Here is a 14,852-nt window from a genome sequence, read left to right as displayed (position 1 = left end):
TCCCACTGAGGCCGAACCGGTATCGTGACATCTCAAGCAGCGACGGAAGGAACAAACAGCGGCCAATTCGTTGGCTACGCCCAGCCCATGACCGATCCCGCCAATCTTCAGGAAGTCCTCGATCGCATCACCGAAACCGCCACGGGCCGGCCAAGGGTAACCCTCGGTGCCATTATCGACACCGTGGGGCGCCGCTCCTACGGGCCGGTACTGATGATTATCGGTATCCTGCTGTTTTCCCCTTTGAGTGGCATTCCGGGGGTACCGACACTCAGCGGCATGCTGATCCTTTTTATCTCCATCCAGATGCTCGTACGCAAGGGTGGGTTCTGGCTACCCGGCCTGCTCATGAACCGCTCGCTGCCGACGAACAAGCTTCTCAGGGGCATCCGGTTTATCGAGCCCGGCGCCGAGTTTATCGACGCGCGGCTGCATCCCCGCCTGGTGCGGGTTGTCAGGCCACCTGGCAGCTACCTGCTTGGTGGTGTCTGCGTGCTCATTGCCTGCGCCATGCCGCTGATGGAAATCATCCCCTTTTCCGCCACGGCAGCGGGTTTTGCGATCGCGGTATTCGGGCTGGCCATGGTATCGCTGGACGGTTTGCTGGCCATTCTGGGGCTGGTCTACACGGTGACCATTGCTGGCCTGATTGCTGTTAACATGCTCTGAACAAACCGCCTTTGCGGCAGCTTTCTGCGGCAGGTCTACCCGGAAGGCTTCAGCCACCGACGAGTTGTCCAGTCATGGCCAATACACGCACAGCCCTGTGGGTGATCGTTGTCGCCCAGTTCTTCGGAACCTCGCTGTGGTTCACGCCCAACGCCGTCATGCCAGGCCTGGCCCAATCCTGGGGTGTAACCGCGGAAGACCTGGGTCGCCTCACTGGCTCGGTCCAGTTGGGGTTCATTATCGGCACCCTTGCCTTCGCCCTGTCCGGGCTGGCGGACCGCTGGCGGGCAAGCCGTATTTTCCTGGTCAGTGCGGTCACCGGAGCCGTGGCCAACGGCTTGTTCGCGTTGTCCCCCTCCCTGGAAATCGGTCTGGCGTTGCGGTTTGCCACCGGACTCTGCCTTGCCGGTATCTACCCTGTGGGCATGAAGCTGGTGGCGGGCTGGGCTCCTGAGAAAAAGGGCCTGGCACTGGGCTGGCTGGTGGGCATGCTGACCCTGGGTACGGCTTTCCCTCACCTCATGAGGGCCATCAGCCCCGGCTGGGGCTGGCAGCCGGTGGTGCTGGCGTCTTCGGTGCTGGCCATTGCTGCCGGCCTGATGATTTCCCGTCTTGGGGATGGTCCGGGCCTGCCGGCCACAGGGCGTTTTGACTGGGGTGGTGTGATTCGCTCGTTCCGCGAGCCCGGCTTTCGCGCGGCGGCCCTGGGGTACTTCGGTCACATGTGGGAGCTGTATGCGGTGTGGGCCCTGGCACCCTTGCTGGTGGCCGCAAGCCTGGGTCCTTCGGGGAGCGATCAGACCATGGTTTCAATCACCGCCTTTGCCTTCATCGCGGCCGGCACCCTGGGCTGTGTCCTCGGTGGCATGCTCAGCCGCCGGATCGGCAGTGCCCGGGTAGCGTTTGGGGCCCTGTGGTTGTCCGGTCTGATGTGCCTGTTGTGGCCATGGTTCGGGGCCGTTCCAACGTGGCTGGCGGTGATCCTGTTGCTGGTATGGGGTATGGCCGTTATTGCCGATTCCCCGCAGTTTTCTGCCCTCGCAGCGGAAGCGGCTCCCGGCCACGCGGTGGGCAGTTCACTGGCCATCATGAACAGTATCGGCTTCCTGCTGACGGTGTTCGCCATCGAACTGACTGCGGGCTTCTGGCAGTCTCTCGGTACCAGTGTTACCTGGCTGCTGGTCATCGGACCGGTGCTGGGCCTGCTGGCCCTGTTGCCACTGTGCCGTGATCGTTGATGTGTTGCCAATCGGCGGATCAAGCGGCAGGATGAGGCATCTACCAACCCTGTGAGGAAACAGGCCCATGCCCTACGTAAACATCAAGATCACCGACGAGAACGTCTCCGCGGACGACAAAAAGGCCCTGATCGAGGGCGCCACCAAATTGCTGCAGGATGTGCTGGGCAAGAATCCGGCCACTACCGTGGTGGTTATCGATGAAGTGAATACGGATAACTGGGGCATTGGTGGCGAGCCAGTTACTGAGCGACGCAAGCGCGGCCAATAGGGCAACCTGCGCCGGTGTTCCTGCTGGAGCCATCTGACTGGAGCCTTGCCCAGGCACTGATTGTCTTCGGTGTTTGTGCGCTGGTCATTGCCATTGCCGGCACCCGGATTACCGGGGTGGTGGATCAGCTGGCGGATCGTACCGGCATTGGCGAGGCGGCGGCCGGCGCCGTGCTGCTTGGTGCTGCTACCTCTCTTGGTGGTTCTGTGCTCTCGGTGAGCGCGGCCTGGAATGGCCATGCGGAGCTGGCGGTAAGTAACGCCCTGGGCGGTATCGCGGTGCAGACGTTCTTCCTGGCGGTGGCCGATATGGTCTATCGCCGTGCGAACCTGGAACACGCCGCCGCTTCTGCCCCCAACATGATGCAGAACGGGCTGCTGATCTGCCTGCTGTCCGTGATCATGCTGGCACCGATGCTGCCGGATGTGACGGTCTTTGGCATTCACCCGGTCACACCGGCGCTGTTCGGCTTCTACCTGTATGGCCTGAAACTGGTGCAGGGCGCCAACGACTCCCCCATGTGGCGCCCGGCCATGACCATGGAGACCAGGGAGGACCAGCCGGACGATACCACCCGGATGCCGTCCATGGGTCGGTTATGGTCTGAATTCCTCGGGCTTATGGCGATTCTCGGCCTCGCGGGCTGGGCGCTGGAACCCTCCGCCACCACCATCGCCCGGGAAACCGGCCTGGGCCAGACCGTCGTGGGTGTCATGCTGACGGCCATCAGCACATCCATCCCTGAACTGGTTACCTCCGTGGCGGCTGTCCGCCGGGGCGCGCTCACCCTTGCCGTAGGCGGCATTATCGGCGGCAACGCCTTTGACACCCTGTTTACAGCAGCCTCTGACCTGGCCTACCGGGACGGATCCATCTACCACGCCATGAGCGACGACTCCCGCTTCTGGGTGGCGCTGACCGTTCTGATGTCCGGCATCCTGATGATGGGTCTGATCCGCCGGGAGCGTCAGGGTCCGGGACGAATCGGCGTGGAAAGCGTTTCCATCCTGCTGCTTTATCTGGGCGGTGTGTTCCTGTTGCTGAGCTGATGGCTGGCGTATTCGCTGGCATTGCCATTGCGTAACCTTTGTGGAATTTGCCGGTCACTTGCAGAACCGACCGCCCAGCCCCATCGTAGGTTAGTGACTTTCCCAACACTTCCATGGCCCCTTGGCAGCCTCTGTCAGGGCCACGCGACAGGAGGACATTATGGCCTTTGATGCACTACCACCTATCGGTATGGGAACCTTTCGGCTGAAAGGTGATGACGCCCGCGAGGCGGTCCGCAGTGCCCTGTCACTGGGCTACCGTCATATCGATACGGCTCAGATCTATCGTAACGAAGCAGAGGTGGGCGACGGTATTACTTCCAGCGGCATTCCCCGCCGGGACATTTTCCTCACCACCAAGATCTGGTTCGACAGCTACCACCGCAGCGACCTGATCAACAGCCTGCAAACCAGTCTGCAGCAGCTGAAAACCGATCATGTGGACCTGACCCTGATCCACTGGCCGTCACCGGATGACGAAGTGCCTATGGAAGAGTACCTCGGGGCACTGAGAGAGGCTCAGAAGGAAGGCCTCACCGACCACATTGGCCTCTCCAATTTCACCTGCGCGCAGATGGATCAGGCCAAGGCCATACTGGGTGATACTCCGATCTTTACCAACCAAGTGGAAGTTCACCCCTTCCTCGCCAACCGCAAGGTGGTGGAACATGCCCAGCAGCTGAATATCCCGGTAACCGGTTATATGCCGCTGGCGGTGGGCAAGGTGATGGAAGATGAGACCCTTCAGAAGATTGCGGCTGCCCACCACGTGACTCCAGCGCAGATCGCCATTGCCTGGTGTGTATCCCGGGGTGTGGTGCCGATTCCGTCGTCCACCCGGCCCAAGCACCAGACGGAAAACCTGGATGCCCTTAAAATCCGGCTGAGTGACGAGGAAATCCGCGCCATCGACGAGCTGGACCGGGGTGAACGCATCGCCAATCCGGACTTTGCGCCTGACTGGGACTGATCCCTCCGATGTCACTGGCCCATGTGCGCCCGCTCATGGGCCAGCAGCCATTTCTTGCGTTCGATGCCACCGGCGTAGCCGGTCAGCGAGCCGTTGGCACCGATGACCCGGTGACAGGGCACAATGATTCCGATAGGATTGCGGCCGTTGGCCAGCCCCACCGCCCGGGAAGCCTTTGCGTTGCCTACCCGCCGGGCCAGCTCACCATAGGTTTCTGTGTGTCCGAAGGGAATTTCCCGCAAGGCCTGCCACACCTGCTGCTGAAACGGCGTGCCGGCCCCGGCCAGGGGCAGGTCGAACTGCTGTAATTGTCCCTCAAAATAGGCCAACAGCTGCGACCTGGCGTTATCCAGGTGCTGGTCATCCCGCACCCAGTTGTCACCTGCGACCGGGCGCGTAGCCTGCTGGTCCATATACAGTCCGGTGATTGCCTCCCCATCACCGGTAATCAACAGCCTACCTATGGGCGAGTCCAGTTCGCTGTATAAGACAATGTTCGTTGGACGATTCATGATTCCCTCCGTTGTTAGAGGCCATACCCCTGGTATCGGCGGTCGTGGGAGTATTCCGTGGTTCAAGCTTAACGCTGCGGTCCCCGTTTGTCTGGCCATTTTCGAACCTGGACAGGGTGGACGTAACAAGCAAAGGAAGTTGAGAATAGGTATTCACCCGCTGTCCAGCCGGTCTTCTTTTTCAATCACTCCGGAGCAGTTGCATGGCACTGGATACCTCGGCACTGAACCGCCAACGGCACAACCTGGATCATCTCGATGATGTCTGGCTGTTTGGTTATGGTTCGCTGATCTACAAAGTGGACTTTCCGTACCTGGAGCAGCGTGTTGCATCAATTGACGGCTGGACGCGGCGGTTCTGGCAGGGCTCCCATGATCATCGCGGCACGCCGGAGTCGCCTGGCCGGGTGGTGACCCTGGTGGAGTCGCCGGGGGAGACCTGCCTGGGCGTGGCTTATCGGGTATCCCCCCGGACCTTTGAGCACCTGGACCACCGTGAAAAGAACGGCTACCTGAGGTTCTTCACGTCTCTGAGGTTCAACGAGGAGGAATCAGTCGAAGGCCTGGTCTACGTCGCCGGTGCGGACAACGCTGCCTTCCTGGGGCCAGCCCCGGTAGATGAAATGGCCGCCCAGATCGCCCGCTCCCATGGCCCCAGTGGCCCCAATGCCGACTACCTGCTGAAACTGGCCGGTGCACTGTCGGAGCTGGGCGCCCACGATGAACACGTCTTCGAATTGGCCAGGCAGGTAGAGGATATTCTTATGGCCGGGTCGTGACCGTGTCCTGTCTCGCTTCAGCATCACGCTGACCCGACTGGAAGGCCAACCAGGCCATTGGCCCCCCATTGTGAGCGGTATATACTTTCGCTGTTAAAGCCACACAATCAAGGATGACTCAGGGAGGAACCCCAGGATGGGCAAGCCCGCCGCAACGCTCAGTTGTTACCACACCTGTCCCGATAAAACCGGAAACAAAGACCATATAGGCGGCCCCATTGTGGCCGGCTCCTCCAACGTGGTGATCGGGGGTATGCCCGCTGCCCGTGTGGGCGACAAGGTCGTCTGCCGCGGCCCCGGGGACACCATAGCCAAGGGATCATCATCGGTGTTTGTCAACGGCCAGGCCGTTGCGCGGGTTGGTGATGAGACCGAACACGGGGGCACTATCGTCGCCGGGAACCCGACAGTAATCGTTGGCTGACCAAACAGGGAGGGGCTGGTCTGTTGGTGTGATAACGATCGGGAAACCTGTCCCCACGATAAAAGTTGGCATCTCCCACAAACATTGTGCTCGCGTTATAATTACTGTAAATTCATACAGCAATTAACCCACCATCACTGCGAGGCACTCCCATGGCGGTACAAGCAGTCTACTTCTCCGATAAGGATGGGCTGGACATGGCACTGAAGCACCCTGACACCCTGCTTTTCTCCAACAAGGCCGACGCCGATGCACGTGACAAGGTGCTGGAGTTGTCCGAGGAAATCCGGGAGTTTCTTGCCCGCAAGGTGGAAGGCCTGGACGAAGAGACCGCGGATCGCTGTGCGCTGGCCATTGCCGAGAACAAGGACCTGTTCCAGAAGGCGCTGAAAAAGCCTCAGCTGCTGAATGCAGAGGAAACGGAAGGCGCCTGAGCGAAGTCAGTGCCCGCCGGCGCTGGAGAACAGGTTGATCACGGCGACCCCGGCCACGATCAGCCCCATGCCGGCGACGGCAGCTGAGTCCAGTTTCTGCCCCAGGGCCAGCCAGCCCACCAGGGTGATCAGCACCACTCCCAGGCCGGCCCAGATGGCGTAGGCGATCCCCACCGGAATGGCTTTCAGGGACAGTGACAGAAAGTAGAAGGCCACCGAATAGCTGACCACCACGATGACCGAGGGCCACAGGCGGGTGAAGCCGTTGGCGTCTTTCAGGGCGGAGGTCCCCAGCACTTCCGCAAAGATGGCGATGGCGAGAAACAGCCAGTATTTCACGGTGAACTCCGGGTTGATAAGCCCGAACGCATCAGCGCTCGATGCTGCATGATGCAATCTTCGACAGGTGGCTGTAGGGCAAGCCGGTCTCCCGATGCCACTCATTAAAGGCAGCCTGCGCCTGCAGCAGAGCCTTTTTGCTGCCCGGCGTGGCATCCAGCAGGCCCTCCAGCCGCAGCACGGCGAGCACATCCTGTGACAGGATAAAACCGTCCCATCCCACCGTCCGCAGGAAATACTGGGCAGTATTGCCGCCAAGGCGGGCACCATGGCGTTTCAGCCATAACAGCAGCCCGGCCTGGTCGTCCGACGACCACTGGGCCAGCATGTTCCCGAAACTGCCATAGTCGTGGGCGGCCTCCACCACCATGCGGGCGTTCTCGGGCACGGTGCGGATCTTCTGCAGGTTGCGTACGATGCGCTCATCTCCGGCCAGGCTTTCCAGCACATCCGGCGCCACCTGCTGCCAGTAAAGCGGCACGAAACCGTCAAAGGCGGCCTCGAAACCTGGCCACTTGTTGTCGATCACCCGCCACACAAAGCCGGCCCGGAATACGCAACGCGTAATCTCGGCGAGGTAGCGGTCATCACCCAGGCCCATCAGGTCGTCCGGTTTGGCAACATGGGGTAATAGCTTCTGCAGGCCAGGCTCACCGCCTTTGCGGGTCAGGGCGCGTTCATGTATGGCGTTGAAACTCATGGTGTTGCTCGCTGATCGGTTTCCGAACTCCGGTGTCCCGCCTGTTCGTGGTCAGGGAATGTATACAGGGCAATGCCGGCCTCGGGTGGATTCAGTGTCTGTGCTATTCTCATAACCAAGGACTGTACATCTTAATTGCGTATAACTGATGGGTCGGGCTATGTTGGCGACGCAAGCGTGATTTCTGACCTGAACAATATCGGCCTGCTCACGGCCGCCCTGGACACCGTTTCAGAGGCGGTGCTGGTTGCCGAACCCTACCCACAACTTTCCATTGTCTACGCCAATGCCGCATTTTACTCACTTACCGGCTACGCCGCCGCAGAGGTGATCGGCAGACGGCTGACCATCTTGCAGGGGAGTGGTACGCCCGGGAACTGGCTGGACATCTTCAGCGGCGGCTCGCCTGTGCCTGTCGAGATCACCAATTACCGCAAGGATGGTACCCCATTCCAGTCGCAATGGACCATTCGCGCCTGGCCTTCGGAGGGGGACACCGAATACCTGGTTGCCGTGCAGCAGGATGTCACCCACCTGCGGGCACTGGAGCATCAGCACATGCAGCTGGAGCTGCTTACCCGTATGCAGGAACTGGTAAGCACCGCAGGCCTGGACCTGGCTATCTTGAGACGCAAGGTGGCAGAGGTGATGCTTGAGGCAACTGGCGCAGAGGCAGCCGCCGTGGAGGAAGCGGAAGGCGATGAAATGGTCTATACCGCCACCAGCGGCAAAGCCCGGGCAGTGGAGGGCCTGCGGCTGCCGATCGACGCGAGTCTGTCCGGCACCTGTTACCGGGAGCAGAAGCCGATCTTCTGCCCGGACGTGTACCAGGATCAGCGTGTTGACCATAAAGCGGCCAGTGCCGCCGGATTTCGCTCCGGCCTGCTGGTACCCCTGCTGCATCAGGGGCATTGTTTTGGCGCACTGAAGGCATACTCTAACAGGCCCCGTGCCTTCCGACGTGATCAGCTGGAGCTGCTGGAGATGGCCAGCCAGGTACTGGCCGCATCGCTGCATGATGCTCGCCGGTTCAAGCGGGAGCAGGACCAGCGCACACTGCTGGTAGACGCACTGCCGATCCTGATTTCGTTTATCGACAAGGAATACCGCTACCGGGAAATCAACGCCGCCTATAGTCGCTGGTTCAATATCGAACCCGACGAGATCATTGGCAGAACGGTTGCCGACGTTGTCGGGCAAAAGGCATTCGGCGATATCAGGCAGTATATGATTACGGCCATGGCCGGTGAGCGTGTCCGCTTCGAAATGACCGTTCCCTATTCGAGGGGCGGGCCACGACCAGTTGAGGCGGACTATATTCCGGTAAAGGACAGTGACGGCGCTGTTATGGGGTTCTATGCCCTGGTGCGCGACCTCACCGAACTGCGGACCGCCGAACGGGATCACCTGACCCAGGCTTACAACCGGCGCGGGTTTGATCGCCGCCTGAAGACGTCATTTGCGACTGCCAGGCGTTACCAGCGTCCGCTGTCTCTGCTGTTTCTCGATATCGATCGTTTCAAACCGGTCAACGACCAGTGTGGCCATGATGTAGGCGATAAAATACTCCGCCGGGTGGTTCGCCTGCTGATGTGGCATGCCCGGGAAAGCGACATCGTCTGTCGCTGGGGCGGCGAGGAGTTTGCCATACTGGCGCCGGAGACCAACCTGGTCGACGCCATGGAGCTGGCTGAACGTTTGCGACAGACGGTTGCCGCTGAGGTGGCCTCGCCGTTGGGTCCGATTACCATCAGCATTGGTGTAGTGGAGCTTCTGGCTGAAGAGTCCAGGAAGCAGTTCCTCCGCCGGGCCGATCGGGCACTCTATCAGGCCAAGGAGAAGGGACGTGACCGAGTAGAGACCTTCTCCGGGGCCTGATGCCGGCGGTAGCCCTGTTAGTGGGAGTCCGGAAGTGTGTTCAGCCAGTCCCGTATGGGCGGCTGTACGGCTGGCTTCACGGCGATGCCCAGGTGTGACACGCCCTCGACCGTCCCGACGCGGGCGTCCATGTGGCGATCGAACACTGGTCTGAACTGGTCAGGCAAGAACAGTGCGTCTTCAGAGCCCACCAGAACCAGTGTAGGTTGCTGGATAGCACTCAGGGCCCGGGTATAGTCGTCGGGGGCCAGACCCTTATTCAGGCGGTAGGAGTAAGTCAGCGTTTCGGTGCCGTCCCGATAGGCCCTGGGCAGGTCGAAGTTGATGACGGGCAGGTGGTTCAGTCCATCCATACCGATTCGGTTGAGCATGGTCAGCCCTATGATGCGGCGGGTATAGGGTGTTGCCCACCCGGCGCCTTCAGCGCGTACCGTGGGAGCATTGTACTGCAGCCAGGGTGCCAGCAGCAGGAAGGCATCTGCCTGGCCAAGATACTCACTTTCCGCAAATCTCAGCGCCAGCCCGCCACCGGAAGAGTGCCCACCGATGATCACCGTGGCTTGCGGGTGGCGCTCCCGTACCAGTGCCACAAGATCAGCAAGGTCATCCACCAGCTGGTCGACGTAATCGGTGTCGCCGCGTCTGTCCGGATCTTCACCGTGGCCCCGCAGATCCGGTGTATAGACCTGCGCCAGGTTCTCTAAACTCAGGAAACCGGCTACGGAGGCCAGGTACCGGCTGTGCCAGCCAGAACCGTGCAGCAGAATCAGAACGCGTTCCGCCTCGGCCGGGTAGAAGCGGTAATCCAGTTCAGTGCCGTCTCTTGCGGTATAGGTGCTGCGATCGGGTTGGGGAACGGTGCCCGATTTCAGTTCGTCGAAGGCCAGCCCCGTGTTATCGCGCGGCGGCTCCCGGTGTCGGTCACTGATCACCAGCCCGATGGCGACCACCAGATAGATTCCGGCCGAAACCGCCAGGGAGATGGCGATGCGTAGGAGTACTGCTCTCATGGTGCCATCATGCCGACTCTGGGGAATGAGTCCAAGACCCCGGCCCCGGCAATTTGTGGCGGGAGCCAGGCTTCAAGGAACGTGGCCTGTGCTGTCTTCGGCTGAATGCCACCCGTAACTTCCGGCCTCTGACACTAGTGCGTGCCGTGCATTCCCCGGTGGGGTTTCAAAGCTCAGCACACCGTCGTCCACCGGCTCCTTCAGAAGCATTCTCCGGTCTTTGCCATAGTGCATGGTCACCCTCCAGGGGCCGGTCTTGCCCTGGCGGGGCATGCGGTCCCGGGCGCGGCTGATGTAGCCCGGTGTAAAGCCATCCAGCATGCCGTCGCTGGCATCGGTTCCCCGGATATCCACCGGGCGCGCAACGGCCAGGTTGTGCTGCGCCATGTGCCGGAACAGCCGACACAGGTACTGGCCGCCGATGTCGCACTTTAGGGTCCAGGGAGCGTTGGTGTAGCCGAAAATCCACGCATAGTTGGGCACGTCCTGCATCATCATGCCCTTGTAGGTCATCTTCCGGGTCAGGTCGACGGGTTCCCCGTCCAGCCGGATCTCCAACCCACCCATCAGTTGCAGGTCCAGCCCGGTGGCGGCAATGATGATATCCGCCTGCAGCTCTTTACCGGATTTCAGCACGATGCCCTGCTCGGTGAAGTGATCAATATGGTCTGTCACCACGTCTGCCTTGCCTGAACGGACGGCTTCGAAAAAGTCCCCGTCCGGTGCCGCACAGAGGCGCTGCTCCCAGGGGCTGTAGGCAGGCGTAAAGTGGCGCATGTCCACATCCGGCCCCAGGCGCTTGCGCATGTGGTCGAGCATGAACCGGCGCATTGCATTCGGCCAGCGCATGCAGGCCAGGTAGAGGGCCCGCTGGAACAGGATGTTACGCTGCCGGGCGAGCCGGAATACCCACCGCCTGGGCAGAACCCTGCCAAGCGCCATGGAAAGCCTGTCCAGGTCCGGTAACGCCATGATGTAGCTGGGAGAGCGCTGTAGCATGGTTACGCTGGCAGCCCGGTCGGCCATGGCCGGCACAATGGTGACTGCTGTGGCCCCACTACCTATCACGACGACCTTCTTGCCGGTGTAGTCCAGGTCCTCTGGCCAGTGCTGGGGGTGGATCACCGGGCCGGCGAAGGCTTCTTCCCCGTCGAAACGGGGGTGGTAGCCCTGGTCAAAGTTGTAGTAACCGGCGCAGTTCACCAGGAAGTTGCAGGTGAAAGTGCGCTCCTCTCCGGAGGATTCGTGCACTGCGGTTAGGCTCCAGCGCTGACGCTCACCGGACCAGTTCGCGCGCAGGATGTTCAGGCCGTATTGCACCTTGTCCTGCAGGCCGAACTGGCGAGCGGTGTCCGCCACGTAATGGCGGATGTCCTCGCCCCGGGCCAGTACCTTGTCGGAATACCAGGGTTTGAAGGTATAGCCGAAGCTCGCCATGTCGGAGTCCGACCGAATGCCCGGGTAGCGGAACAGGTCCCAGGTGCCCCCCATTCTTTCCCGGCGCTCCAGTATCGCGATGCTCTTTTCGGGGTGCGTCGCGGTGATATGGCAGGCTGTGCCGATGCCGGAAAGCCCGGCACCGATGAGGATGATGTCGTAGTGCGCTGAGGTCATGGTCGTCTCCTTTGCGTAAGTATTGACGACCCAGTGGGTTACCTCAAACCTGTTGCTGCCGAACATCCGATCGTCATCGGTGTTGGGTTTCGGTCTTCAGTCAGCCATCGGATCAGGCACTCATAAACCAATGGACTGTCCAGCAGGTCAAAATGGTTCAGTCCATGAAAGATTGCCTGTCGGGATTCCGGGATGGGCAGGCAGCGGGACGGGTCACGGTGCTGACCCAGTGCACTCCTGAGGGGGACAAGGCCATCCCCGTGGAGGCGGGTGCTGGCGGCCGCGGGGGAAGACCGGGTGGTTGCAGCCACGGCATAGTAGCGGGTGCCGGCGGGGGGTGTCTCGTGTGCAGGGTCGCTCCCCGGCCGGGCATTCGGGTCCGCAACCAGGCCGATATTGCCCTCGCGAAGATCCCGGATACCCGCACTGCGAATGTTGCCAAGTCGTCCAATCGGCGCGCTGTAAGGGCTGATCCCCAGAAGAAACTCCAGGCCGCTACCCAGCTGCTCCAGCGTTGCTCCCTGATGAGGGGTGCCGAGGAAGAGTATTTTGCTGAGTCGGGCTGGCCAGTGGTAACCGGTGTGCTGAGCCGACAGACATGCACTGCGGGCGATCAGCCCGCCCATGCTGTGCCCGACAATCACCAGTTCCTCCACGGGTACCGGCCATTCGCTGATCAGCGCTTCCAGCAACAGAGCGAAATCCCGCCCGTTTTCCGATATCGGGAGCCCGCTGTTATAGCGCAGGTACAGCGGTGTATAACCAAGTTCGTGTGCCAGCCCCTTGCCATGATCATGCCCATTACGGCGCCACTGCCGGTCGTTCATGCACAGGCCATGGACCATCACCAGCAGGCGGTTCGATGGGTGCGAAATGGCGGTGCGCAGCACTTCACGCTCCAGTGTTATGGGGTTCCCGTTAGACCGAAGGTCCATGGGAATCGCCAGCGGATTGGCGGATGCCACCAGGTAGTCACCAAGCACACCGTTCAGGGCTGATAAAAGCGCATCCCGCCGCAGGGAGGATTCCTGGCTGGCCAGCAAGGGTGCGAGCCGGCTCAGGGTGACCTCAAGGCCCAGGCCCGTCAGTGCGGAGACCCGCCGGATATTGCGGTAGACCAGGCCCGTGATCCCCCTTGTGCGCCCGGGACGGGGAGGGCCGACAACCGGTGCGAGCCCGGAGATATTGCGGTGCATCACCTCGACGATGTCAGTAACCCCGTCAAAGGCATCGATAATCAGCCGGCTGGTGCCAATCAGGTCGGCAGAACGGGCGGAAGGGGGCTGGTCATCAACAGGTTCGGGCGTAGAACTACCGGTGGTATCGGAACTGGGTTCGGTGCCCATGTCGGTCTTCCCTGTGCGCTGGTACGCTGGCGAGGGAGAGCCAGCGGTGCTGGGTGCGTCCCCAATATAGCACGGAGATCCTGGAAGTCTCAGTCAGGCCGGGCTGCCAGTAACTCCCGAAGACCGGATGGCAGCAGGCCCCGGGCTTTGCTGGAAAGCGTTTTCTCATGCTTCTGCCATAACACCCCGAGATAGATGATCAACAGGCCAATCGCCGTGAGCGCCATGGGGAAAAACCAGCTGTCCTCGAAAACCTGCCACGCCAGGTGGCCAAGGTAAAAGCACACACCCAGTGCGCCGAAGACCACGAAAACCCGCCGCACAATCACCACGCCGATACCGATCATCAGGAGGTTGACGCAAAGGTAGACAAACCGGGACAGCTCGCTGCTGGAATCCTGGGCGGTCATCCCGACCCAGAACGTCAGCACACCGAAGACATACAGCCAGAAGGCGTAGTCCATTGTTGACCTGGAGCGGACATCCACCCAGAAGGCGGTCAGCGTCATCAGCAGGCCGAAGTACATGGAGAACAGTGCGCGGAACTGGAAGTCGTAGTAACCGGTCATCAGCATGGCGGCGACATCCATCGACAGGTACCAGAGGGTAACTGCGATGGGCATGATCATAAACGGATAGCGATAGATCCAGGCGAGCACAACCCCGACGGCCAGTGTGCCCATCTCCATATAGAGCCAGTGCCAGCGTATGTAGCGGTGATAGTCCCGGTAAACACTGTCATCCGGCCATACGCCCAGGGCCAGCTGCAACCCGTAGATGGCCAGCGGCGTCAGTGCCACCACAAAGGCCGCACAAATGCCGGCGGGGATGGAGAGGTCCATGGAACGGAAGCGCCCCGTCAGCAGCAGTCCCACCCCGGCATACAGCAGCGAGATAAAGAAAATGCCCCAACCGCCGAAGGTTTCCCAGCCCAGGTTCATGAACAGCGTCATGGCACCGATGGCAATCAGTCCGCCAAGGTAGTACAGCACGTTGGTGAAATTGAACGTGGGGCCTGCGCCGGGTTGATGGCCCAGGAAGTCATAAAGCCGGTCCGCCTGCTCCGGGGTAAGAATGCGCTCACTGACCGCCTCGTCGAGGTGTTTCCTGGTTATTTTCATGGTGGCGGCGCTCTTCGTCCCTGACTGTTGATGGATTCCGGCAGGTGGAAAACCTCGACTGTAGCCTAACCTGACAGGGATGTTTGAGGTAACATCCTCAAAAGGGATATATATGCTCAGGGACTTAAATTGCTAGCGTTCACCTTCCAGTTCATGCCATACCCGAAGAATGATAATGGCGCTCACATGTACTGAATAGCGGGCAACGTACTTGCCAAAGACTATGTCGCGGATGGAATCAGGTACCGGCGCCAACTCAACCGGTGTTCCCATTCTGGGGAAGTCTGGTAGTAATTCGATTTTGCTAACCAGTTCTGCGGCTACCCAGCCTGCCGCAGGAGGATTGTGAACTGCAATAAACTCCCTGGGGCGCTTCAAATCATCAATGGCTTCGTCCGTGTAAACCAGTTTCACTTACCTGACCTAGTGTCCCGTTTGGTTAATTCGCTGATCTACTGAGCCACTGAGAGCCTTGAGAGCTAGGCGCGGTGGCGAAGG

General features: G+C 60.7%; 17 protein-coding genes. 9 read left to right on the top strand and 8 right to left on the bottom strand.

What is annotated here, in order from left to right:
• Positions 1–24: 24 nt before the first annotated feature.
• The 5 genes from MLC59_RS16030 to dkgB all read left to right on the top strand — a co-directional run bounded on the left by MLC59_RS16030 (position 25) and on the right by dkgB (position 4,197).
• Positions 25–669 carry an exopolysaccharide biosynthesis protein gene (locus MLC59_RS16030; RefSeq protein WP_248236369.1) on the top strand — a complete coding sequence of 215 codons (645 nt, stop codon included), beginning with the start codon at positions 25–27 and terminating at the stop codon, positions 667–669.
• 74 nt (positions 670–743) lie between these two features.
• On the top strand, positions 744–1,907 hold the full coding sequence (locus tag MLC59_RS16025) for an MFS transporter (protein ID WP_248236367.1): 1,164 nt from the start codon (positions 744–746) through the stop codon (positions 1,905–1,907).
• 67 nt (positions 1,908–1,974) lie between these two features.
• The gene (locus MLC59_RS16020) at positions 1,975–2,178 is read left to right on the top strand and encodes a 2-hydroxymuconate tautomerase family protein (protein ID WP_091853924.1); all 204 of its coding nucleotides are present in this window, start codon (positions 1,975–1,977) and stop codon (positions 2,176–2,178) included.
• Between the two features lie 14 nt (positions 2,179–2,192).
• Positions 2,193–3,227 carry a sodium:calcium antiporter gene (locus MLC59_RS16015; RefSeq protein WP_248236365.1) on the top strand — a complete coding sequence of 345 codons (1,035 nt, stop codon included), beginning with the start codon at positions 2,193–2,195 and terminating at the stop codon, positions 3,225–3,227.
• A gap of 160 nt (positions 3,228–3,387) precedes the next feature.
• Positions 3,388–4,197: a 2,5-didehydrogluconate reductase DkgB gene (gene dkgB / locus MLC59_RS16010; RefSeq protein ID WP_248236364.1), complete on the top strand. Its 810-nt coding sequence runs from the start codon at positions 3,388–3,390 to the stop codon at positions 4,195–4,197.
• A gap of 11 nt (positions 4,198–4,208) precedes the next feature.
• Here dkgB and MLC59_RS16005 read toward each other — a convergent pair whose 3' ends face one another.
• Positions 4,209–4,709, bottom strand: coding sequence for a methylated-DNA--[protein]-cysteine S-methyltransferase (locus MLC59_RS16005; RefSeq protein WP_282451045.1), 501 nt, complete (start codon positions 4,707–4,709; stop codon positions 4,209–4,211).
• Between the two features lie 203 nt (positions 4,710–4,912).
• Here MLC59_RS16005 and MLC59_RS16000 point away from each other — a divergent pair, with 203 nt between their 5' ends.
• From MLC59_RS16000 to MLC59_RS15990, 3 genes are all read left to right on the top strand, one after another.
• Positions 4,913–5,488 carry a gamma-glutamylcyclotransferase gene (locus MLC59_RS16000; protein ID WP_248236362.1) on the top strand — a complete coding sequence of 192 codons (576 nt, stop codon included), beginning with the start codon at positions 4,913–4,915 and terminating at the stop codon, positions 5,486–5,488.
• 136 nt (positions 5,489–5,624) lie between these two features.
• The gene (locus tag MLC59_RS15995) at positions 5,625–5,912 is read left to right on the top strand and encodes a PAAR domain-containing protein (RefSeq protein WP_248236361.1); all 288 of its coding nucleotides are present in this window, start codon (positions 5,625–5,627) and stop codon (positions 5,910–5,912) included.
• Between the two features lie 152 nt (positions 5,913–6,064).
• Entirely contained in the window at positions 6,065–6,346 is a 282-nt protein-coding gene (locus tag MLC59_RS15990; RefSeq protein WP_248236359.1) for a YebG family protein, read from the top strand.
• 6 nt (positions 6,347–6,352) lie between these two features.
• On the opposite strand, the gene MLC59_RS15985 is transcribed toward MLC59_RS15990, so the two are convergent.
• Positions 6,353–6,685 (bottom strand): SMR family transporter, encoded by a 333-nt coding sequence (locus tag MLC59_RS15985; RefSeq protein ID WP_248236358.1) that lies wholly within the window; start codon positions 6,683–6,685, stop codon positions 6,353–6,355.
• Positions 6,686–6,716: 31 nt separating this feature from the next.
• Positions 6,717–7,385, bottom strand: coding sequence for a DNA-3-methyladenine glycosylase I (locus tag MLC59_RS15980; protein WP_248236356.1), 669 nt, complete (start codon positions 7,383–7,385; stop codon positions 6,717–6,719).
• A gap of 135 nt (positions 7,386–7,520) precedes the next feature.
• Here MLC59_RS15980 and MLC59_RS15975 point away from each other — a divergent pair, with 135 nt between their 5' ends.
• The gene (locus MLC59_RS15975; RefSeq protein ID WP_248236354.1) at positions 7,521–9,263 is read left to right on the top strand and encodes a diguanylate cyclase; all 1,743 of its coding nucleotides are present in this window, start codon (positions 7,521–7,523) and stop codon (positions 9,261–9,263) included.
• A 17-nt stretch (positions 9,264–9,280) separates the two neighbouring features.
• On the opposite strand, the gene MLC59_RS15970 is transcribed toward MLC59_RS15975, so the two are convergent.
• The 5 genes from MLC59_RS15970 to MLC59_RS15950 form a co-directional block, all read right to left on the bottom strand.
• Positions 9,281–10,273 carry an alpha/beta hydrolase gene (locus MLC59_RS15970; protein ID WP_248236352.1) on the bottom strand — a complete coding sequence of 331 codons (993 nt, stop codon included), beginning with the start codon at positions 10,271–10,273 and terminating at the stop codon, positions 9,281–9,283.
• Between the two features lie 72 nt (positions 10,274–10,345).
• Entirely contained in the window at positions 10,346–11,887 is a 1,542-nt protein-coding gene (locus MLC59_RS15965) for a flavin-containing monooxygenase (RefSeq protein WP_248236350.1), read from the bottom strand.
• 38 nt (positions 11,888–11,925) lie between these two features.
• Positions 11,926–13,233 carry an esterase/lipase family protein gene (locus tag MLC59_RS15960; protein ID WP_248236348.1) on the bottom strand — a complete coding sequence of 436 codons (1,308 nt, stop codon included), beginning with the start codon at positions 13,231–13,233 and terminating at the stop codon, positions 11,926–11,928.
• Positions 13,234–13,322: 89 nt separating this feature from the next.
• Positions 13,323–14,354 carry a DUF2157 domain-containing protein gene (locus MLC59_RS15955; RefSeq protein WP_248236346.1) on the bottom strand — a complete coding sequence of 344 codons (1,032 nt, stop codon included), beginning with the start codon at positions 14,352–14,354 and terminating at the stop codon, positions 13,323–13,325.
• A gap of 132 nt (positions 14,355–14,486) precedes the next feature.
• Positions 14,487–14,768 carry a type II toxin-antitoxin system RelE/ParE family toxin gene (locus tag MLC59_RS15950; protein WP_248236345.1) on the bottom strand — a complete coding sequence of 94 codons (282 nt, stop codon included), beginning with the start codon at positions 14,766–14,768 and terminating at the stop codon, positions 14,487–14,489.
• Positions 14,769–14,852: the final 84 nt, after the last annotated feature.

The organism is Marinobacter bryozoorum (genome assembly GCF_023156245.1).
GTDB lineage: Bacteria > Pseudomonadota > Gammaproteobacteria > Pseudomonadales > Oleiphilaceae > Marinobacter > Marinobacter bryozoorum.
This window is presented reverse-complemented; position numbering and strand designations above follow the sequence as displayed.